The organism is Streptomyces sp. NBC_00400 (genome assembly GCF_036048035.1).
Taxonomy (GTDB): Bacteria; Actinomycetota; Actinomycetes; order Streptomycetales; family Streptomycetaceae; genus Streptomyces.
The window spans coordinates 7101508-7120951 of sequence record NZ_CP107940.1; the positions used below are offsets into that span (position 1 = coordinate 7101508).

The following is a 19444-nucleotide window of genomic DNA, read 5'->3' on the forward strand; positions in this document are numbered from 1 at the left end:
CGCTGAACAAGGAACGTCCGTTTCCGGTATGCCGGGAGCGGACGTTCCCTTGTGGCTGTGCGCGCACCTGCCCAAGGACGCGGCGGACGGCGGGACGAGCAACTCGGGAGTGCTCGGAAGGCGGCCGGGAGTCAGCCCACGTCCGTACTTTGTGCGCGCGAGAGGGCGACTTCGAGGACGACCAGCAGCGCATCCCGGACCGAGCCCGTGTGACGTGCGTCGAAGACGATCAGCGGTACGTGCTCGGAGACGTCCAGCGCCCACCGCACCTCGTCGAGCTGATGCTGGACCTCACCGTCGAACGCATTGACGGCGACGGCGAACGGGATGTCCTTGTGCTCGAAGTAGTCCACCGCGGCGTAACAGTCGTCCAGGCGGCGGGTGTCCACGATCACCAGCCCGCCGAGAGCACCCTCGACCACGTCGTCCCACATGAACCCGAACCGGTCCTGGCCCGGCGTGCCGAACAGATAGAGCTTCAGCGTCGGGTCGATGGTGATGCAGCCGAAGTCCATGGCGACCGTGGTGGTGGTCTTGCCGGGCGTGTGGGAGAGATCGTCCACGCCCGCCGCGACCTCCGTGATGGCGGCTTCCGTGGTCAGCGGCCGGATCTCGGAGATCGCGCCCACGGCCGTGGTCTTGCCGACGCCGAAGCCGCCGGCAATGACCAGCTTGACCGGTACCGGCGGCTGTTCAACCGCTGTCACGGAGTGCCTCCCGTGAGTCGGGGACGGTGCGGAGACCATCAATAACCCTTCGCAGTACGGAGATGTCCTGGGCTGTCCTGGCGTCCGGGACGTGGACCGCCAGATGCCCGGCGGCGCACAGGTCCTCCGCCAGTACCCGGACCACATTGAGGTGGAGGCGCAGCCGGGCGGCCAGTTCCGCCACCGACTGCGGCCGTCGGCAGGCGGCGACGATGTCGTGTTGTTCGAAGGCGAGCGAGCCCAGGACGCGGAGACCGGACGAGGTCGCCACGACCTGGGTCTCGACCGGGAGCGGGGGACCGGTGCCGCCGCCCGCCACCCGGCCGGCGGTCAGCAGGAAAGGCCGGATCGCGGGAGCGCGGCCGGCGGGCTCCGACGGGCCAGGGGCGCTGCCCTCCCCCGGACTCTCGGCGCCTCCCCCGCTCTCGGCTTCGCCCGAGCGGGGGGACCCCCATGAGCAGGGGGGACCTCCACCCTCGTCCGGTCCTGGTTCACCGGCGGCCATCAGTTCCTCTTCTCAAGCCCTGCACCCTGCCTCCGTGGTGTGGGACGGGTCAGCGGCCCGCCGTGGCGCCGGCGGTCTTCTTCAGCTCCAGCACCAGTTGGGGGGTGAGCGCGCTGCCGGCCCGGTTGGCGAAGAGGGTCATCTCGTAGGCGATGTTGCCGAGCTTCGCCTCCTTCGACGTCACCACGCCGAGGACGGCACCGCAGCCGATGGCCGACACCAGCACATGGCCGCCCTCCAGGTCGATGATGACCTTGTTGAGGCCGCCGAGTCCGTAGTTGCCGGACGCGCCGGCGGCCAGACTCGTGACGCCCGAGACGATGGCGGCCAGCCGCTCGGAGTCCGCCTGCTCGCGCAGTTGGGAGACGGCGATCAGCAGGCCGTCGGAGGACACCGCGATGGCGTCGACGACGCCGGCGGTCTGGGTGGCGAACCGGTCGAGCAGCCAGGTGAAGTCGGCCGCGGCGGCTGTCAGATCAGTGGCTTCCTCCCGCTCGGAACTGGTCTTACCTGTCGGCGTGGTCACTGCCCGACTCCTTCCGGGGTTGCTGGTGTGGCGATGGCGCTGGATCCGTCGGGGCAGCGGCAACTTCTTGCTCCGCCGCTTGCTCTGTCTCTTGTGCGGTTTCCTGCTCGGCTTCTTGCTCCGCCCTGCGTACGGCGGCCTCGAATTCGTCGAGTTCACAACGGACCGCCTCGGCGTCGACGGGCCCGCGCGCGGCCTGGGCCCCGCGGTCGGCCGCCGGGGCGGTCATGTCGAGCGTCGCTCCCCGTACCCGCCGTCGCAGCGGCCGGCCGGACGGCGCCGGGCGCGGCTCGTCCGCGGGGGCGGTCCGCTCCGTATCCGTGCGGGGCGGGAGGCGACGGGGGAGCTCGTCTCGTGGCGAGGGGGTGGCGGGCCGTCGTGCGGGCGGGGCGGCGGGCGTCCGCACCGGCAGGGGGGCGACGGCGGAGGCCGGTGCGGGCGCGCGGTCGGGCCCGGGGCCGGACCCAGGGGCGGGCCCGGTGGACGCCGGATCCGGCGCTGCCGGGTGCTCTGGCGCGGCCTCGGCCTCAGCCGCCGTGTCGCTCCCGGCCACGTCCTCGGTCACGGCCACCGTCCGGGACGGGGCGACGGCCGCGGTCTCCGCCACGTCCGCAGCCGGGGACGCCGTGGCGGCCGGGCTCTCGGTCAGCAGCAGTGCGGAGGGGAGCCAGACGGAGCCGGTGACCCCGCCGCCGGGCGTACGGCTCAGGGCGACCCGGATGCCCGAGCGCCGGGCGAGGTTTCCGACCACGAACAGGCCGAGGACCTTGGTCGGGACGAGGTCGAGCCGTTCCCGGCGGACCAGCCGGGAGTTCTCCTCGTCGAGGCGTTCCGCGCTCATCCCGAGGCCGTGATCGATCACCTCGATCAGGGCACCACCGTCCGAGGTCACGTCGGTGCCGGGCCGGACGACGACCTCGACGGGCGTGTCGGACGGGGAGAACGAGACGGCGTTCTCCAGCAGTTCGGCGAGCATCAGGGTCAGATCGTCGACGATGTCGGGCGCGACGGTGGCCTCCGTCTCGGACCGCAGGGACACCCGCTGGTATCCCTCGATCTGACCGAGCCCGGCCCGTATGACGTTGACCAGGGTGGTCGGCCTGGCGTCCATCTCCAGGTCCCGGATTCCGGCGAGCAGCATGAGGCTGTCCGCGTTGCGCTGGAGACGTACGGCGATGTGGTCGATGCGGTACATCCGCTCCAGGACGCCGGGGTCGGTCTCCTCCCGTTCCACGGCGTCGATCAGCATGAGCTGGCGGCTGGTGAGGTTGCTGACACGGCGTCCGACGTTGCCGAACATCTCGGCGACGTTGTGCCGGCTGAGCACCTGCCGCTCCAGCAGCGCCGCGGCGGTGACCTGCACCTGGTTGAACGCCTCGGCCAGGTGACCGATCTCGTCGTGGACCGGGACGGGGATCGGTCGCGGCCGCAGCGGGGTGCGCTCCGCCGAATCGTCGTCCTCGACCTTGGCGAGCTCTGCGCCCGCCACGTCGACCACCTGCTGTGCGGCGCCGGTCAGGGCCGACAGGGGGCGTACGACCGAGCGCCGGACCAGGACGGAGAAGGCCAGCCAGGAGGCGAAGCCGAGCAGCGCGAGGCCGAGCATCGCCAGCGCGTTGTACAGGGCACTGCGGGAGAGGCTGTCGGCCCGGGCGGCGATCTGGTCGATCAGCGACCGGGTGATGTCGAGGCGGGCCCCGGCCTGCCGGGTTCCGGCGGCCATCGCCTGGCGCAGCTGATGCGGGGTCTGGCCCTGCAGGGAGCCCGGATCGATCTGCAGCTCCGCGAACTGGGCCTCGATGCCGTTCTCCTCGGCATCCCGTGCGATCCCGCTCAGGCGCAGGACCTGCTCCGGGTCGGCGATCCTGCCGAAACGCTCCGTCTGCTCCTCGTAGAGCTGGTGAGCGCCGACCGCGCGGGTGTACTCGGTGAGCGCGTTGGCATCCCGGGTCTGTGCGGAGAACACCCCGCTCTCGAAGGCCGCGTGGGCGGCGTCGGCGCGCAGCACCGTATCGAGGAGATAGGTGACCGAGGACGACGAGGTGCCCACGAAGCGGTCGAGACCGATCCCGTCGATCAGGTAACCGACCGCGGCAGCGTACGCGGGATCGATGCCGGCGGCTGGAACCGAGCCCCGCTCGACCTTGTCGCGCAGCACGGCAAGGCCCCGGATGTAGTCGAGAGCCCGCCCCTCGTCCTTCGGCAGGCCCGTCCCGAACGCGGAACGCACGGCGGTGACCTGGTCGTCGGTCGCGCGCTGTGTCTGGCGGTAGGCGGCGGTGGACGGCAGCGTGGTGCCGGGACGGGCCGACTCCTGCTCCACGGACAGCAGGAGCGCCTGCCGGTGCTCGGCCTGTACGTCGTTGATCAGCTGGGTGACCTGCTCGCTGTCGCGCACGAGCTCGGCGCTCCGGCCGGCGTCCCGGGCCTTCTCCATCTGCGTGCTGACGCCGATCGCCAGCAGCACGCCGACGACGGCGACGGGCGCGATCACCAGAACATTGAGCTTCCGGCGGAACGGCCAGCGGTCCAGGAAGTCGCCCGCCTGCCGGCGAAACCGCGGTCTCATCGGTGAACGCAGGGACGGATCCCGTTCGTGTGGCGGGTCCACTGTGTCCACAGACACCCGGGCCTCCTTACGACGTGCTTCTGAGCGGTGACCGAGGTGGTGTTGGTGCCGACCGCCGACAGCGGGGGAGTGTGACGCTTGCGAGATTTCGCCCCAGGGGAGCGAAAAGATTGCGCCACATGCCCAACCGGCCGCGAACATTACCGCTTGTGCACGCGCAGGCAACACATGACCACCAATGGCCAAGCGGAATTCAACTCTTTGTCACATTTGGCCGGTTACCCCCTGGTGGAGTGTCGTGCCGGTCGACAGGTCGACGCCTGGAGGGGGAGGAGAACGTGACCGGATCGTTTCCCACCGGTCCGGGTCCCGGGCCGGGCCCGGTCCTGGTTCCGCAGGCGTATCCGCACCTCCCGAAGGCGGCTGCCTCGCGGTCAGTCGCCCCCCGTAACCTGTCTCCCCCACCCCAACCCGTATCCTCATCCTGCCCTGCGAGGAGACCCGTGCAGCCCACCCGCAAGGCGGTCGTGACAGCCGCCGCACTCCTGGTCATGGCCACCGCCGGCTGCGAATCCGGCGGCGGCACCACCGCATCCCACAGGAGCTCCGCCAAGTCCGGCTGCCCCGCCGCCCTCTCCAGCGCCAAGCAAGCCGTCAAGAAGGCCGAGGAGGTCAACGCCCCCTGGAAGGGCCCCACCACCGGACCCCGGGCCGTCCACGACAAGACCGTTGTCTACATCGCTCAGACCCTGACCAACCCCGGCGTCACCGGGGTCGCCCAAGGTGTCCAGGAAGCCGCCAAGATCGTCGGATGGCACGCCCGCACCCTCAACGGCCAGGGCACGCCCAGTGGTCTCCGGTCCGCCTTCCAGCAGGCCCTCCGCCTCAAGCCGGATGGCATCGTCATCAGCGGATTTGACCCCGGGACAGTCGCGGCGGAGGTCAAAAAGGCGCATTCGGAGGGAATTCCGCTGATCGGCTGGCACGCCACCCCGGCTCCCGGCCCCAGCAGGGACCCGAAGCTCTTCACCAACATCACCTCGCGGGTCGAGGACGTCGCGAAGATCAGCGCCGACTGGATCATCGCCCGCTCCCACGGCCGGGCCGGCGTCGTCCTGTTCACCGACGCCTCGGTACCCTTCGCCAAGCACAAGTCCGATCTGATCAAGAAGGAACTCGCCACCTGCTCGGGCACCGAGCTGCTGAGCTACACCAACATGCCCATTCCCCAGGTCAACAGGCGCTCCATCGGGGAAGTCCGTTCCCTGATGTCCCGTTTCGGCCGCAAGTGGACCTACTCCGCCGCCATCAACGACCTGTACTTCCAGCACGCCGCCCCCGCCCTGCGTGCCGCGGGCAAGGACGGCGCCGGCGCCCCCTTCAGCATCGGCGCCGGCGACGGCGACCCGTCGGCATTCCAGCGCGTCAACGGCAAGGAGTTCCAGGCCGCCACCGTGCCCGAACCCCTCTCCGAACAGGGCTGGCAGATCGTCGACGAGTTCAACCGTGCTTTCACCGGCGCCCCGGACAGCGGCTACGTCGCCCCCGTCCACATCGCCACCGCCGCCAACACCGGCGGCGCCCTGTCCTGGGACTCCGAGGGCTACCGCCAGGCCTACCGCAAGATCTGGGGCGAATGATGTGCTCTCCCGGTTGCGGCTGCGGTTGCGGCTCCGCCCGGAACCGGACGGGGTGACCTCGGCACGGCGGGCGCGCGACGGGCGCCGAAACGCCCTCGCGCCCGCATCGAGCGGCGCGACGGGCGAGGGGACGGGTCGCCCGGTGAGATGCTTGATCTCATGACGGGGACCGTATCCGGCGATTTCGAGCTGACCATGGACGAGTTGCGAGCCGTGGCACGCTACGCAGCAGAGACCGCTCAGGAAGTCCTGCCCGTGTTCGAGGACGCCCACCCCGGCGATTCCCGGCCTCGCGCAGCTCTTGATGCCGCCTGGGAATTCGCCAACGGCGCGAAAAGGACCCAGCTGCAGCGGGTCACCTCGTTGGACGCACACCGAGCAGCGAAGGAAGCTGCCACCGAAGCGTCATGCCTCGCTGCGCGCGCGGCCGGCGATGCCGCATCTGCCGCGTACCTCCACCCGATCGCGAAAGCTCACCAGGTAGGCCACATCCTGCGCGCCGCTGCAAGTGCCGCCCGCATAGCGGAAATCTCCGCAGGCGACGATCCCGCAGCCGGCAACAAGATGATCGAGCAGGCTCGACGGCGCGCCACACCGGTCTTGATCGATGTTCTTCACCGGTATCCCGCCGCGCCGGCCGGCAAGAACCGCGTGGCGCAATTGATGACCGCCCTGGACGCTTCTCTGCGCAAGTCCCGCTGAGGCCCCGAAACGAGACCTGGCCGCGGCGCGCACCCCGCAGGGCCGGGTCAGTGCAGCCGGGCGCGGTAGAGGTCGCGCAGCAGGGCGACCTCGGCTCCGTGGTGCAGCAGTTCCTGGTTGACCCACCAGACGACATCGATGAACGGCTCGTCCGGGTCACTGCCGTGCGGATAGGTGCAATACCCCACGGTGTCGAGTGCGGCGTCGTCCATGCTCAGCAGCGCCTTCCGCCAGGCAGCGGCACCGGCGTCGAAGGCCAGCAGTGAGAGGAGCAACGCTTTGGCGGGCGTCACGGGCTGCGTCGGGTATACGCGCACCCGGCGCCGGTTTCCTGCTGCTGAGGGGAGCGGGAGTCACGGCGTCCGGTCGCGTCCGTCCCGTGGGGCGAAGATTTCGAGGGCGTCCGCATCGGTGGCGCGAGCGTGCAGGAAGTAGTCGGCCCACTCGGTGACGTCGGGGTAGGACGACTCCTGGCCGACCTGGGTGACGGCGGCCTCGATGTCGAAGTGCGTGGTGCGCAGGTCGATGCCGGGGCCCAGGAGGGCCCAGTGCGCTCCGGCTCTTCCGTAGGGCATGCCGATGCTGCCGGGGTTGAGGACCATGCGGCCGTGGACGAGGCGGACGAACGGCATATGGGTGTGGCCGCAGACCACGGTGCGGATGCCGGTATCGAGTCCGTCGAAGACCTCCTTCCAGCGGTCGGGGCGGGAGTCGACCAGGACGACCTCTTTGTCGTCACGGGGCGTGGCATGGCAGAACAGCACCTGCCCCAGGCCGCACACGGACAGGGAGAGTGACTGCGGCAAGGAGCCGAGAAGGTCGAGATGGTCCTCGCGGAGCTGTTCGGCGGCCCACGGAGTGATGGGATCGGGGATGGTGTCGCGTTGCCCCCGGCGGTATTCCAGGAGTTCCCGGTCGGCGTTTCCGCTGATCCAGAGGACCCGGTCGCCCAGCCCGGTCAACCGGTCGAGAACCTGGGTGGGTTGCGGACCTGCGGTGGTGTCGCCGGTGAGCACGATGCGGTCGGCGGCGCTGACCTCAGGTTCGGCGAGCACGGCCTCCAGGGCCGGCAGGACTCCGTGGATGTCGGACAGGACCGCTACTCGGTTCAGCATGGTCACCACTGTGGGGTGAGGGCGGCCGAGCGGTCAGGTCTTTCGCCGTGCGCGTAGCTCAAGCCCGGGGCCGTTTCAGCGTGCATGGTCGCAGCCCGCAGCCCGCAGCCCGCAGCCCGCAGCCCGCAGCCCGCAGCCCGCAGCCCGCAGCCCGCCGACCCGTGCGCCAGGGAACAAGGCCCTGGGACGGGGCCGCGGGCTGCGGGTTGTTGACCGCCGGGGCGGGCGAAGGCGCGCCTACGGGGTGGAGGCCGCTCGCTCCGGGGCCGGCGTCTGCGACGGGTTGTTGCGTGGGTGCCGCGGGTTGAGGAACCACTTGCGGGCGGAGACGAACCACCAGGTGCCGGCGAAGACCAGCACCACACCCACGGTGATGGGCGCGTAGTTGAATGTCCCGATGGTCACCGGGCTCTGCTGGGGCAGCATGAACAGCACCGTGATGACCACGACCCAGCCGACCGCGATCAGGCCCACGGGCTTGGACCAGCGCCCCAGATGCCAGGGGCCGCGCTGGAAGCGCTCTCCCTGGCGCAGACGCAGCAGGGTGGGCACCACATACGCGATGTAGAGGCCGATCGTCGCGATGGACGTGACGGCGGCGTACGCGGTCGTGTTGAACAGGTACGGCAGGCCGAGGAGGAAGGCACCGCCGGCGGCGAGCCACACGGCGTTGGTGGGCGTGCGGGTCCCCGGGTGGAGCTTGTGCCAGACGGCGGAGAACGGCAGCGCCCCGTCGCGGGAGAAGGCGTAGATCATGCGGGAGTTGGCCGTCACGGACGCCATACCGCAGAACAGCTGGGCGCCGATGATGACCAGCAGCATCAGCTTGCCGGTGCTCGCACCGAGGGCGTCCAGGAAGATCTGCGCCGGCGGCACACCGGTGTCCGACTTCAGGGCGCCGGTGTAGGACTGGATGGCGAAGGTCAGTCCGAAGAGCAGCACGAATCCGGCCGCCCAGGACACGACGATCGAGCGGACGATGCCCTTCGGCCCCTCGACCGAGGCGTTCTTCGTCTCCTCCGTCATATGGGCGGACGCGTCATAGCCGGTGAAGGTGTACTGCGCCATCAGGAGGCCGATGAGTGCGACGTAGACCGCGGAGCCCCAGCCGGTGTTGTTGACGAACTCGGTGAACACAAACCCGGGGGACTGGTGCTTGTCGGGGATCACCAGCAGGGCGCCGACGATCACCACGACGCCGATCAGATGCCACCACACCGAGATGGTGTTGAAGAAACCGACGACGCGCACCCGGAAGGTGTTCACGATGGCGTGCAGCAGGAGGATCACGCCGAAGAGGGTGATCGTGTGGGCGGGGGTGGCGGCGTAGTTGAACTGAAGGTTCAGGTAGGCGTTGAGGAAGGACGCGGCACCGAAGTCGATTCCCGCGGTGACGGCCACCTGGCCCAGTGTGTTGAACCAGCCGGTGAGCCAGGCCCAGGCCGGGGCGGACTTCTGCGGGGCGAGCTTGTGCGCCCAGAAGTAGAGGCCGGCGGAGGTCGGATAGGAGGAGCAGACCTCGGCCATGGCCAGACCGACGAACAGGGTCATCAGGCCGACGAGAACCCAGCCCCACATGATCAGGGCCGGCCCGCCGGTGTTCATGCCGAACCCGTACATGGTCAGGCAGCCGGACAGGATGCTGATGATGGTGAAGGAGACGGCGAAGTTCTGCCGCCCGGACATCGAGCGGTCCAAGGTCTGGGTGATGCCGAGTTCGGCGAGGCGTTCCTCCTCCGTCTGCGTGACGCTTGGCATGTCCAGTGGCATGGCTGGGCCCTCTCCTGGTGATGGCGCGGTGCATGGCGGGACAACATCGGTCTGCTCGGCCTCGGTCGTCAGGGTGCGGCCCCCTTCACCGCCCACTTCCGGTGACGGGTGAAGAGCTGCTGGGCGTCCCCGCAGTAGCTCCACGGCACATCCGTGGCGTACGGGCCGATGGCATCGAACACCTCGGCCGCCGCCCGGTGCTGATTCGCGAAGGACAGCGCGTGGGCCAGGTAATTGGCGTCGTCGTGGAAGGCGGCGTGCGGCAGCGAAGGGGCCCGGTAGGTCCACCAGTTCGCCCACGCCTGCTGGGTCGACGGGTTGTCCGTCCACGGATGGACGGTCAGGCCGTACCGGTGGCCTTCCTTCTTCATCCGCGTGCGGTGCGACTCGGCGAGCGCGACCAGCGGCAGGACGTGCAACGGCATTCCGCGGGGGACATGGGCGCACCGTTCCTGCGCCCAGTGGAACATCTCGCCCGCCACGCCGTGCCAGTCGGGGAACATATAGGTGAGGATTTCGTGGTGCGCCTCCCGATTCCACGGATCGCGTGCCTCGACCTCCTGCCACACGCTCTGCACCGTCTCCCGCCACTGCCGGTCGCGGTCGGGGGAGTGGTAGCGCAGCAGGGCGAGCATGACGACGTAGGACGTGGGATCGGCGGGCAGGGCGTCAGCGGCGGCATGGCAGCTCTCCCACGCCTCTTCCATCTCCGCGCCGCTGCCCTGTCCCCGTGGCCCGGCCATCGAGCGCAGGGCCCGGACGGTGGCGAGGAGGGCCAGGGCATGCGGTGAACGCGGTTCGGCCTGCGCCCAGGTGTCGGCGAAGGTGAGCCGGGCCCCCGCGCGGGCGAGCACCTGGAGGCGGAAGATACGGCGGTCCCAGTCGGCACCGGTCGCGGCCAGCAGTTCGCGTGCGCTCTCCCATCTGCCCATGGCGGCGTCCTCCACGACCGCGCGCAACCGGGAGTCGTCCCGGGCCGGATGCCGGTCGAAGGCCGGTTGGCGTCTCACGGCTGCCCCGTCACGGTCTTCTCGGGTGAGGGAGGCAGTTCCTCACCGTGCGCAGGGGCGGTGTGAACAGGCACTGTTCAGGCCTCCGGGTGGGCGTCCGCCGCGGCGGACGCCGACGTAGGGGGGAGCGCGACGTGCGGAGCGAACGGCCGGGGCGGCGGCAAGGGCCCGGGGCGGACCGACGACGATGCCGGCCGGGGCGGCGTCGCACCGGCCCGTGCCGCGGTGTTGTCTCGTCCGTAGGCGAAAGCCCGCGGCGACCTTGGGGGGCCATCACCGGAATCACCGGAATCTCCTGTACGTGGGGGTACATGGGCCTGTGCAAGCCGGCTGTCAACTTCGGTCATGAAGTGCTGACTTGAGAAAGAAGACTATTCACTGATGCGCGGTGGCGCACATTCCTTTGGTGATAAAGCTCATGCGAAGGCGCCCGGGGAGGGTACGTGCCCCGGGCGTCCACGAGGAGTGTGGGGAACAGCGCACAGTCCGGCGCGACCAGGATGTCGAAGAGCATGCCCCGGCGGGTTTCCCACCAGAGCGGCTGTGCCGGGAGGAGCGCCGGACGCCACCGCTGCCGGTCGGTGCCGGCGGGCGGGGAGCGGTGTGCGCTCGCGGGCGGGGGTGACGGGGCCGGAGCGGGTCCGGGAACCCGCGCTTCGTCCGGGTGGTGTCGCGACGTCGCATGGCGGCTCCACCCTCCATCGGTGTGAGGGGTTCTTCGCCGGCGGTGGGAGGCCGTGCCCTGCCCGTTGTGCCTGGTCACCCGTGCTGACGCTGCTCGTTTCTCCACGAGCGGCGCCGGTCCATCCGAGCCCACGGATGAACCGACCGACGACGGGGAAACCGCCACTGCCGATGGTTCCGCCACGACTGACGGTGCGGCGTCCTCCGGTGGTTCCACGACCAGCGGGTCCACGTCCGGTGGTTCGGCGTCCGGCGGTTCCACGTCCTCCGGTGGTTCCGGCACGGACGGGGGTGGGTCCTCCGGTGGTTCCGGCTCCTCCGGAGGGACGGGTTCCGAGGGTGGCAGCAGTTCCACGAGCGGCGGCGGAGGGCAGGAGCAGGCTCCGGCAGGTGCCTCCGCGCAATGCAATGACGGGACGTACAGCTACAGCGCGCACCGGCGAGGTACCTGCAGCCACCACCACGGGGTCGCCGTCTGGCTGAGGGGCCTTCCGGCCTGACGGCGGCCGGGACCAGGGTGGCCGGCCGCGGGCGGTCCGGGCCGGGGGCGGCCCGGACCTGGGCCGATGACGGGTGAGGGGTGCGCGGCGCGTGCGGACACCTGGCCGTACAACCTTCGACGGCGATGGGCGGTCTTCACGACACCATCACAGAGGAATGGGGGATGGTGCATGTCGCACTCGCAGCAGCCCGCGCCGTTCGGTCAGCAGCCCCTCCTGTATGCCCTCCCGTACGCGCCGCAGCCCTCTGCGCCGCAGCCCTCTGCGCCGCAGCCCTCTGCGCCGCAGCCATCTGCGTCGCCGTCGTCCGCGCCGTCATCGTCCGCGCAGCCGCCGAAGAGCCCGCACTCCGCACTCCGGATCGCCGTGGGAGTGGCCTGTGCGCTCCTCGTCCTCGGGCTCGCCGCCGTGGTCGGAAACGGCGGCAACGGCACCAGGAAGGCCCGGACGAAGCCCGCCCCCACCGTCACGGGCACCGTCACAGCCAAGACGGCCCAGCCGGCCAAGACGGCCAATACCGCCAAGCCGGCCAAGGCCGAGGGGGAGAAGCCGAAGCGTGCCACGAAGGCCGCGGACAAGGCGCCGGCGCCCGCGGGCCCGCACGCCAGGGTCGGTCAGGGCAGCTACCTCGTGGGGAAGGACATCGCCGCCGGCGTCTACCGGACCGTCGGCCCCGTCCCGTCCGATGTCCCGCAGTGCTCCTGGGCGCGGTCCAAGGGCGCCGACGGTGAGCAGCCGGACAGCATCATCGCCCGGGGCACCTCCCGGGGCCCGACCCGCGTCACTGTCAACAACGGGGAGACGTTCGAGACCCACGGCTGCAAGGAGTGGACGCAGGTCCGGTGACCGGCCGCCGCTGACCGGGGCACGGCTTCCGCGGCCGCGCCCCTTCGCCGTGCTGCCCCTTCGCCGTGCCGCCCCGTCCGGCCTGCCCGGCGGCGCGCCCGGCGGTCAGGTCACCGAGAAACCACCGTCGACGAACACCGTCTGCCCCGTGACATACGCCGCCCCCGGCCCGGCCAGAAACACCGCCGCGCCCGCGAAATCGTCCAGTTCGCCATTGCGCCCGGTCATCGTGCGACGCGCCATCGCCTCGGTGCGCCCGGGATCGGCGAAGACCGCCTCGTTCAGCGGGGTCCGGACAAAGCCGGGGGCGATCGCGTTGACGCTCACCCCGTACCGCGACCAGGCCTCCGCCTGAGAACGGGTGAGCGCGGTGAGTCCCGCCTTGGACACCCCGTACGCACCGCTGTTGCCGAACGCCCGGACCGACTGCTGCGAGGCGATGTGGATGATCCGCCCCCACCCGCGGTCCGCCATACCGGGCCCGAAGCGCTGTCCGAGCAGAAACGGCGCATCGAGGTTGACGGCCATGGTGCGGTCCCAGTCGGGCGTGGTCAGCTCGTCCAGCGGCGGACGGGGGTTGACCCCGGCGGCATGGACGAGGATGTCGGGTTCGCCGTGCCGCCGGGCCATCTCCTCCGCGCCCCGGTGCAGGGCGTCCCGGTCGCCGAGGTCGGCATCGATCCAGTGTGCGCTCGCGCCCGCGGCATGCAACTCCTCGGTGGCAGAGCGCAGTTGGCCGGCGTTCCGGGCCAGCAGGACGACCTCGGCGCCGGCGCGCCCCAGTGCCCCCGCGATGGCCCGGCCGATACCGGAGCTGCCGCCGGTGACCAGGGCGGTACGCCCGGCAAGGGAGAAGAGGGCGTCGAGGTAGGGGCTGGCGGTCATGGCGGCGATCCTCCTGTTGTCCGGCCGGTGCGGGGGCGGGCCCGTGGGGGCCGGCCTGTCGGGTGTGTGGCGGGGCTCCGGGCGGGGGCCGGTGCGTCACGGGGAGGATCATGCTCCGCGCCGGTGCCGGGCAATCCTGCCCGGGCGCCCCCGGTGGATGCCGCCGGGCAGCCCTGCCGCGCGTCCGCCGGTGGAGGCCGCTGCTCCTGACGCCGACCGCTCGCCACCTGTCACGCGGCAGATACGGCCTGTGCACGGCCCGGGGGTGAGATCTCGCCGTGGACCGGCTGATACCGGTCGACAATCCACCGCGACAGCGCCGTACGGCCCGGCCCCGCCGCATCCCCGGCGCGCCGGGAACGGGCCGGGGTAGACCCGGGAACGGGCCGGGGCAGACTCGGATCGGGCCGGGGCGGACCCGGATCGGGCCGGGGCGGATCCGGGAAGGGGCCGGGACCGGCCCGGAACGGCCCCGCGGCAGACCCCCGGAACGCACCGGCGCAGCCCCGGACCGGAGTGGCCGCCCACCCCCGGCCGGGCGGTGATTTCTCCCCGCCGGATCCGATCGGACCCCCTTCCTCCACTCGTGCCCGGGGCGGGGTCCTGTCGAGAGGGGGCCGGTCACGAGATATCTTGATGTCGAGCAATGTTGCAGACGTGGAGTGGAGCACCCGGTGACTGACTCGACCATCTTCTACACCCACACTGACGAGGCCCCGGCCCTGGCGACGTATTCGTTCTTGCCTGTGGTCCAGGCATACGCGTCGACGGCCGGCGTCAGCGTGGAGACCCGTGACATCTCCCTGGCCGGGCGCATCATCGCGAGCTTCCCCGAGCGCCTGGAGGAGGGCCAGCGCATCGAGGACGCCCTCGCCGAGCTCGGCCGGCTGGCCAAGACTCCCGGCGCGAACATCATCAAGCTGCCGAACATCTCGGCCTCGATCCCGCAGCTCAAGGCCGCGGTCGCCGAGCTGCAGGAGCAGGGCTACGCGCTGCCCGACTACCCGGACGACCCGAAGACCGACGAGGAGCGGGACATCCGCGCCCGTTACGACAAGATCAAGGGCAGCGCCGTCAACCCGGTCCTGCGCGAGGGCAACTCGGACCGCCGGGCGCCCGCGTCGGTCAAGAACTACGCCAAGGCCAACCCGCACCGCATGGGCGCCTGGACGGGCGACTCGAAGACGAACGTCGCCACCATGGGCGTCGACGACTTCCGCTCCACCGAGAAGTCCGCGGTCATCGACCGCGACGGCTCGCTGCGCATCGAGCTGTCGGGCGACGACGGCTCCACCACCGTCCTGCGTGAGTCGGTACCGGTCCTCGCGGGCGAGGTCGTCGACGCCTCCGTGATGCGGGTGGCCGCGCTGCGCGAGTTCCTTACGGCGCAGGTCGCCCGCGCCAAGGCCGAGGGCGTGCTGTTCTCGGTGCACCTGAAGGCCACGATGATGAAGGTCTCCGACCCGATCATCTTCGGCCACGTGGTCCGCGCCTTCTTCCCGAAGACGTTCGCCCAGTACGGCGAGTCGCTTGCGGCCGCCGGCCTGACCCCGAACGACGGCCTCGGCGGCATCTACAAGGGCCTGGAGTCGCTGGCCGACGGCGCGGAGATCAAGGCGTCCTTCGACGCCGAGCTCGCCGAGGGCCCGGAGCTCGCCATGGTCGACTCCGACCGCGGCATCTCCAACCTGCACGTGCCGAGCGATGTCATCGTCGACGCCTCCATGCCGGCCATGATCCGCACCTCCGGCCACATGTGGGGCCCGGACGGCGCGGAGGCCGACACCCTCGCGGTCCTCCCCGACAGCAGCTACGCCGGCATCTACCAGGCCGTCATCGACGACTGCCGGGCGAACGGCGCCTACGACCCGTCGACGATGGGTTCGGTGCCCAACGTCGGCCTGATGGCGCAGAAGGCCGAGGAGTACGGCAGCCACGACAAGACCTTCGAGATCCCGGTCACCGGTACCGTCCGGGTCCTCGACGAGAACGGCAACGCGGTCCTCGAGCAGGTCGTCGGCGCCGGCGACATCTTCCGTATGTGCCAGACCAAGGACGCGCCGATCCGTGACTGGGTCAAGCTCGCCGTCACCCGCGCCCGCGCCACCGGCGACCCGGCGGTGTTTTGGCTGGACGAGGGCCGTGCGCACGACGCCCAGCTGATCGCCAAGGTCAAGGCCTACCTCCCCGAGCACGACACCGAGGGCCTGCAGATCGAGATCATGTCGCCGGTCGACGCGATCACGTTCTCCCTCGACCGCATCCGCCGCGGCGAGGACACGATCTCGGTCACCGGCAATGTGCTGCGTGACTACCTGACCGACCTCTTCCCGATCCTCGAACTGGGCACCAGCGCGAAGATGCTCTCGGTCGTCCCGCTCATGAACGGTGGCGGGCTGTTCGAGACCGGTGCCGGCGGCTCCGCGCCCAAGCACGTCCAGCAGCTGGTCAAGGAGAACTACCTGCGCTGGGACAGCCTGGGCGAGTTCCTGGCGCTCGCGGTCAGCTTCGAGCACCTGGCGCAGACCACGGGCAACGCGCGCGCCCAGGTGCTCGCCGACACCCTCGACCGCGCCACCGGCACCTTCCTCAGCGAGAACAAGTCGCCCAGCCGCAAGCTGGGTGGCATCGACAACCGCGGCAGCCACTTCTACCTGGCGCTCTACTGGGCGCAGGAGCTGGCGAAGCAGACCGATGACACTCAGCTCGCGGAGGCGTTCGCGGCACTCGCCAAGACGCTGACCGAGCAGGAGCAGACCATCGTCGACGAGCTGATCGCGGTGCAGGGTTCGCCCGCCGACATCGGCGGCTACTACCAGCCCGTCGTGGCGAAGGCCGATGCGGTCATGCGTCCGTCGAAGGCCCTCAACCAGGCGCTGGCGAGCCTCAGCTGACCCGACAGCTGCGCATGCCCCTTCCGCCCCGGCCGGTATCCCACCGGCCGGGGCGGTGCCGTCTCCGGCGGCGGCCCGGGACGGGGTAGCGTCACCGTGCACGGTCCGCACTCTTCTGCACGGGGGTATCGATGGAACTTGCCCAAATCCGCCTGCTCGTCTCGGACTTCCGCGGCTGCTACCGCTTCTACCGGGACACCCTCGGGCTCACCCCGCAGTTCGCGGCCCCGGACGGGCCGTATGCCAAGTTCACCTGCGACGACGGCACCGCGGGCATCGCGCTTCAGGAGCGCGCCCAGATGGCCCGGGTCCTCGGCGAGCTGGCGGGCGCGCCGGACGGCTACCGGTCCCTGGTCGTCCTCCGGGTCGACGACCTCGACGGCTACTGCGCGGAACTGACCGGCCGCGGCACCGTCCTCGCGCACGGCCCGGCGCCGATGACGGACCGGATGCGGGTCGCCCACCTCAAGGACCCCGACGGGAACCTCGTCGAGCTCCAGGAATGGCTGACACTGCGGTCCACCGGCTGACCGCCGCGCCCCGCCCGCCCGGCGCCCGGTGCTCAGCCCACGAGGTCCAGCACCGGCCGCAGCCCGTCCGGGCGCCGGTCCACCGGCAGATGGTCCACCGGCAGGAACGAGCAGCCCAGCGCGGTGGCGGCGCCGTCGGCCACGCGGTCGTCGCCGACCATCAGGACGGCTGTCGGGTCGAGCCCCAACTCCCGGCAGCCGAGGGCGAAGAGCCGGGGGTCCGGCTTCTGGATGCCGTGCTCGTAGGACAGCACGCAGATGTCGACATAGCGGTCCAGTCCGTGGGCGCGCAGCACCGGCCGCAGATCCCAGCCGATGTTGCTCAGTACGCCGATACGGATGCCGCGCCGGTGCAGCTCCGCGAGCACCTCGGCGGCGTCGGGGTAGGGCTGCCAGGCCTCCGCCGCCCGGGAGCGGTCGTAGAGCGCGTCGTACAACTCCGGGTCGGGGAGCGGAACGTGACGGGCCAGCCCGGTGTACAGCGCCCGGTGGTGGCGGGGTTCGCAGTCGCGGATCTCCCACAGGCCGGCCAGTTCGGCGGGAACCTCGACGGGCGAGGAGCCGCCGGGGAGTGCGCCGGCCCGCTCCAGTGCGGCCGCCGAGCAGGCGATCTCGGCCTCGTCCATGGACGTGCCGGAAGCGGTGAGCGCCGCCCGCAGCCATGACTCGGTGGACTCGATACGCAGCAGGGTTCCGGAGAAGTCGAACAGCACACCCTTGGTTGTCGTCATGACCGTCATTCTGCCCGCGGCGCGGCGCCGGGCACCTCTGTCCGGGACGCGTAGGCGCCGTACACCGTCGCGGACCCGGCCACCAGGGCCCCGCCCAGCAGCCAGCCCCCGACGACATCCGACAGCCAGTGCACGCCCAGATACAGCCGGGTGAAGGCGACGCCGAAGACCGAGACCGTGACCACCGCCCGGGCCGTCCAGCGCCACAGCGGACGCGCCCCGGCCAGCCGCAGCAGCCACAGCACGAGGGCGCCCGCGACCAGCGCCGACAGCGCATGCCCGGAGGGGAACGCCGCGTAGTGAGCGGTGGCCACCGGGTCCTGCCAGGCGGGTCGGTCCCTGCCGACCAGCGCCTTCACCGCCTGCTGCAGCCCCGTACCGGTGAGCGCGGTGGCCGCCACCCAGAGGGCGAGCCGGCGTTCGCCGCGCCGTACGAGCAGCCAGACCGCCACCGCGAGCACCGCGCGCATCGTCCACGGGTCCCAGACCCCGTCGCTGAACACCCGGTTGAGCCGCGTCCAGCCGGGCGCGGTCACGGCCGTCCGGTGCAGAGTGCCGGCGACCGCCCTGTCCAGGGACATCAAGGGGCCCCAGTGCGCCACGACGAGGGCGAGCAGCAGGCCGAAGAGGAGCGTGCACAGCACGGCACAGGAGAGGCAGGGGAGGAGAGGGGGGGATGCCCGGGGGCTGTCGTCGTCCACGGCGGACGTACGGGCGGCGGGGAGCGGCGTCGAGGGCATGGGGCGATCCTCGCCCATGACCCGCGTCCCGGGCGAGGGGCCCCGCCCTACGTCAGCGCCCTCAGCCCCGGGACGAACGTGACCAGCAGCGGCACGGCCGGCACCAGCGTCGCCACCGCCGTCATCCGGAGCCGGCGGCCGGGGGTGAAGCGGGGCGCGGGGGACAGCAGCCGGTCCACCCGCTGGGGCACCTGCGCGAGTTGCGTCGGGCAGGGGCCGAACACACCGCGATCCTCGTTGAGTTCGACCAGGGCCAGGGCGATCGTCAGCCGCCCGAAGCGGCGCGAGGCCACATCGTCGGCGGCCAGTTCGACCAGCCGGTGTACCTGATCGCGGAAGGCGGCGAAGACCGGGATCTGCGGAAAGCCGACGGCGAGTGCGGAGGCGCTGTACAGCAGGAGATCGTGCCGGGCCCGCGCATGGCCCTGCTCGTGGGCGATCAGCGCGTCGAGCTGACGCCCCTTCAGGCGTCGCAACGCCGAGGTCGTGATGACCAGTTGGGGTGAGGAGTGCTGCAGCCGCCAGGCCTCCGGGCGGTCGCCCTCCAGGACGACCAGACGCTCCTGGCGGGGTTCCTCGCCGGGCAGCAGCGGTGCGCGGCGCAGGAGTTCGGCCCGGCGCTGCCGGCGACGGGCGCGCGCCGCGCTTACCTCGCGGGTCAGGGTGACGGCCGTCCAGGCGCCGCCGCCCGCCAGGAGCAGGGCCAACGCTCCGGCCCACGGCCCGTACGCCTTGAGTGCATACGCCTCGACGACCACGCGGGGGGCGAAGCCGAACACCGGGTTGCGGACGGCTTCCCAGGCGGCGGCCGCGCTCAGCGACATCGCGAGCACACAGCACAGCAGGACACCGGCCACCACGCACTGCCACACCCACAGGGCGAGCACCGGTTCCCGGTCGGGCCAGTCGGAGCGGGCCATCAGGCGCGGCGCCATTGCCGCGGCCAGCACGCCGAGAATCATCAGCGCGAGAGGGACCATCATGGCGTCAGCCTATGAGCGTGCGGCTACTCGTAGGTACAGCCAGGCCTGGGATGTGACCCATACCACCCACGCCGCAGGTGTGAACCGCGCACCCCGCGCCCCCCCTC

Annotated in this window: 17 protein-coding genes and 1 pseudogene; 6 read left to right on the forward strand and 12 right to left on the reverse strand. The window is 71.1% G+C overall.

The window, feature by feature from the left end; all coding sequences use genetic code 11:
- Positions 1–131: 131 nt before the first annotated feature.
- The 4 genes from OHS81_RS31150 to OHS81_RS31165 form a co-directional block, all read right to left on the reverse strand.
- Positions 132–746, reverse strand: a complete 615-nt coding sequence (locus OHS81_RS31150) for a GTP-binding protein (protein WP_328388746.1) — start codon at positions 744–746, stop codon at positions 132–134.
- A complete protein-coding gene (locus OHS81_RS31155) occupies positions 694–1056 on the reverse strand; it encodes a DUF742 domain-containing protein (protein WP_328391537.1) in 363 nt (120 codons plus the stop codon). Before OHS81_RS31155 ends, OHS81_RS31150 begins: the two co-directional genes overlap by 53 nt.
- 205 nt (positions 1057–1261) lie before the next feature.
- Complete coding sequence (locus OHS81_RS31160; RefSeq protein ID WP_328388748.1) at positions 1262–1738, reverse strand: roadblock/LC7 domain-containing protein; 477 nt, start codon at positions 1736–1738, stop codon at positions 1262–1264.
- On the reverse strand, positions 1719–4307 hold the full coding sequence (locus tag OHS81_RS31165) for a sensor histidine kinase (protein WP_328388750.1): 2589 nt from the start codon (positions 4305–4307) through the stop codon (positions 1719–1721). The genes OHS81_RS31160 and OHS81_RS31165 overlap by 20 nt, the downstream gene beginning before the upstream one ends.
- A 503-nt stretch (positions 4308–4810) precedes the next feature.
- Here OHS81_RS31165 and OHS81_RS31170 point away from each other — a divergent pair.
- Entirely contained in the window at positions 4811–5947 is a 1137-nt protein-coding gene (locus tag OHS81_RS31170) for a substrate-binding domain-containing protein (RefSeq protein ID WP_328388752.1), read from the forward strand.
- 159 nt (positions 5948–6106) lie between these two features.
- The gene (locus OHS81_RS31175; protein ID WP_328388754.1) at positions 6107–6649 is read left to right on the forward strand and encodes a putative immunity protein; all 543 of its coding nucleotides are present in this window, start codon (positions 6107–6109) and stop codon (positions 6647–6649) included.
- 47 nt (positions 6650–6696) lie between these two features.
- Here the strand turns inward: OHS81_RS31175 and OHS81_RS31180 are convergent.
- The 4 genes and pseudogenes from OHS81_RS31180 to OHS81_RS31195 form a co-directional block, all read right to left on the reverse strand.
- Positions 6697–6915: pseudogene (locus OHS81_RS31180) on the reverse strand (DinB family protein); the annotation flags it as partial.
- Between the two features lie 87 nt (positions 6916–7002).
- On the reverse strand, positions 7003–7764 hold the full coding sequence (locus tag OHS81_RS31185; RefSeq protein WP_328388756.1) for a metallophosphoesterase family protein: 762 nt from the start codon (positions 7762–7764) through the stop codon (positions 7003–7005).
- A 237-nt stretch (positions 7765–8001) separates the two neighbouring features.
- Positions 8002–9522: an amino acid permease gene (locus tag OHS81_RS31190; protein WP_328388758.1), complete on the reverse strand. Its 1521-nt coding sequence runs from the start codon at positions 9520–9522 to the stop codon at positions 8002–8004.
- An 80-nt stretch (positions 9523–9602) separates the two neighbouring features.
- On the reverse strand, positions 9603–10544 hold the full coding sequence (locus OHS81_RS31195; protein WP_328388760.1) for a hypothetical protein: 942 nt from the start codon (positions 10542–10544) through the stop codon (positions 9603–9605).
- Positions 10545–11281: 737 nt separating this feature from the next.
- Here OHS81_RS31195 and OHS81_RS31200 point away from each other — a divergent pair.
- Together OHS81_RS31200 and OHS81_RS31205 are read left to right on the forward strand one after the other, a co-directional pair.
- Complete coding sequence (locus tag OHS81_RS31200; protein WP_328388762.1) at positions 11282–11728, forward strand: DUF3761 domain-containing protein; 447 nt, start codon at positions 11282–11284, stop codon at positions 11726–11728.
- 171 nt (positions 11729–11899) lie between these two features.
- On the forward strand, positions 11900–12574 hold the full coding sequence (locus OHS81_RS31205) for a hypothetical protein (RefSeq protein WP_328388764.1): 675 nt from the start codon (positions 11900–11902) through the stop codon (positions 12572–12574).
- A 105-nt stretch (positions 12575–12679) separates the two neighbouring features.
- On the opposite strand, the gene OHS81_RS31210 is transcribed toward OHS81_RS31205, so the two are convergent.
- Complete coding sequence (locus tag OHS81_RS31210; RefSeq protein ID WP_328388766.1) at positions 12680–13459, reverse strand: SDR family NAD(P)-dependent oxidoreductase; 780 nt, start codon at positions 13457–13459, stop codon at positions 12680–12682.
- A gap of 674 nt (positions 13460–14133) precedes the next feature.
- Here OHS81_RS31210 and OHS81_RS31215 point away from each other — a divergent pair.
- On the forward strand, positions 14134–16353 hold the full coding sequence (locus OHS81_RS31215; protein WP_328388768.1) for an NADP-dependent isocitrate dehydrogenase: 2220 nt from the start codon (positions 14134–14136) through the stop codon (positions 16351–16353).
- A gap of 131 nt (positions 16354–16484) precedes the next feature.
- The gene (locus OHS81_RS31220) at positions 16485–16883 is read left to right on the forward strand and encodes a VOC family protein (protein ID WP_328388770.1); all 399 of its coding nucleotides are present in this window, start codon (positions 16485–16487) and stop codon (positions 16881–16883) included.
- A gap of 32 nt (positions 16884–16915) precedes the next feature.
- Here the strand turns inward: OHS81_RS31220 and OHS81_RS31225 are convergent, their stop codons facing one another.
- From OHS81_RS31225 to OHS81_RS31235, 3 genes are read right to left on the reverse strand one after another with little or no spacing between them, the layout of a single operon-like run.
- Positions 16916–17623, reverse strand: a complete 708-nt coding sequence (locus OHS81_RS31225; protein WP_443058790.1) for an HAD family hydrolase — start codon at positions 17621–17623, stop codon at positions 16916–16918.
- Positions 17620–18354, reverse strand: coding sequence for a phosphatase PAP2 family protein (locus OHS81_RS31230; protein WP_328388774.1), 735 nt, complete (start codon positions 18352–18354; stop codon positions 17620–17622). Before OHS81_RS31230 ends, OHS81_RS31225 begins: the two co-directional genes overlap by 4 nt.
- A 47-nt stretch (positions 18355–18401) precedes the next feature.
- Positions 18402–19337 carry a M56 family metallopeptidase gene (locus OHS81_RS31235; protein ID WP_328388776.1) on the reverse strand — a complete coding sequence of 312 codons (936 nt, stop codon included), beginning with the start codon at positions 19335–19337 and terminating at the stop codon, positions 18402–18404.
- Positions 19338–19444: the final 107 nt, after the last annotated feature.

Coding starts and splice junctions, on each gene's coding strand:
- OHS81_RS31150 (WP_328388746.1), bottom strand. CDS start 746: ATGGTCTCCGCACCGTCCCCGACTCACGGGAGGCACTCCGTGACAGCG.
- OHS81_RS31165 (WP_328388750.1), bottom strand. CDS start 4,307: ATGAGACCGCGGTTTCGCCGGCAGGCGGGCGACTTCCTGGACCGCTGG.
- OHS81_RS31175 (WP_328388754.1), top strand. CDS start 6,107: ATGACGGGGACCGTATCCGGCGATTTCGAGCTGACCATGGACGAGTTG.
- OHS81_RS31185 (WP_328388756.1), bottom strand. CDS start 7,764: ATGCTGAACCGAGTAGCGGTCCTGTCCGACATCCACGGAGTCCTGCCG.
- OHS81_RS31190 (WP_328388758.1), bottom strand. CDS start 9,522: ATGCCAAGCGTCACGCAGACGGAGGAGGAACGCCTCGCCGAACTCGGC.
- OHS81_RS31205 (WP_328388764.1), top strand. CDS start 11,900: ATGTCGCACTCGCAGCAGCCCGCGCCGTTCGGTCAGCAGCCCCTCCTG.
- OHS81_RS31210 (WP_328388766.1), bottom strand. CDS start 13,459: ATGACCGCCAGCCCCTACCTCGACGCCCTCTTCTCCCTTGCCGGGCGT.
- OHS81_RS31220 (WP_328388770.1), top strand. CDS start 16,485: ATGGAACTTGCCCAAATCCGCCTGCTCGTCTCGGACTTCCGCGGCTGC.
- OHS81_RS31225 (WP_443058790.1), bottom strand. CDS start 17,623: ATGACGGTCATGACGACAACCAAGGGTGTGCTGTTCGACTTCTCCGGA.
- OHS81_RS31230 (WP_328388774.1), bottom strand. CDS start 18,354: ATGCCCTCGACGCCGCTCCCCGCCGCCCGTACGTCCGCCGTGGACGAC.
- OHS81_RS31235 (WP_328388776.1), bottom strand. CDS start 19,337: ATGATGGTCCCTCTCGCGCTGATGATTCTCGGCGTGCTGGCCGCGGCA.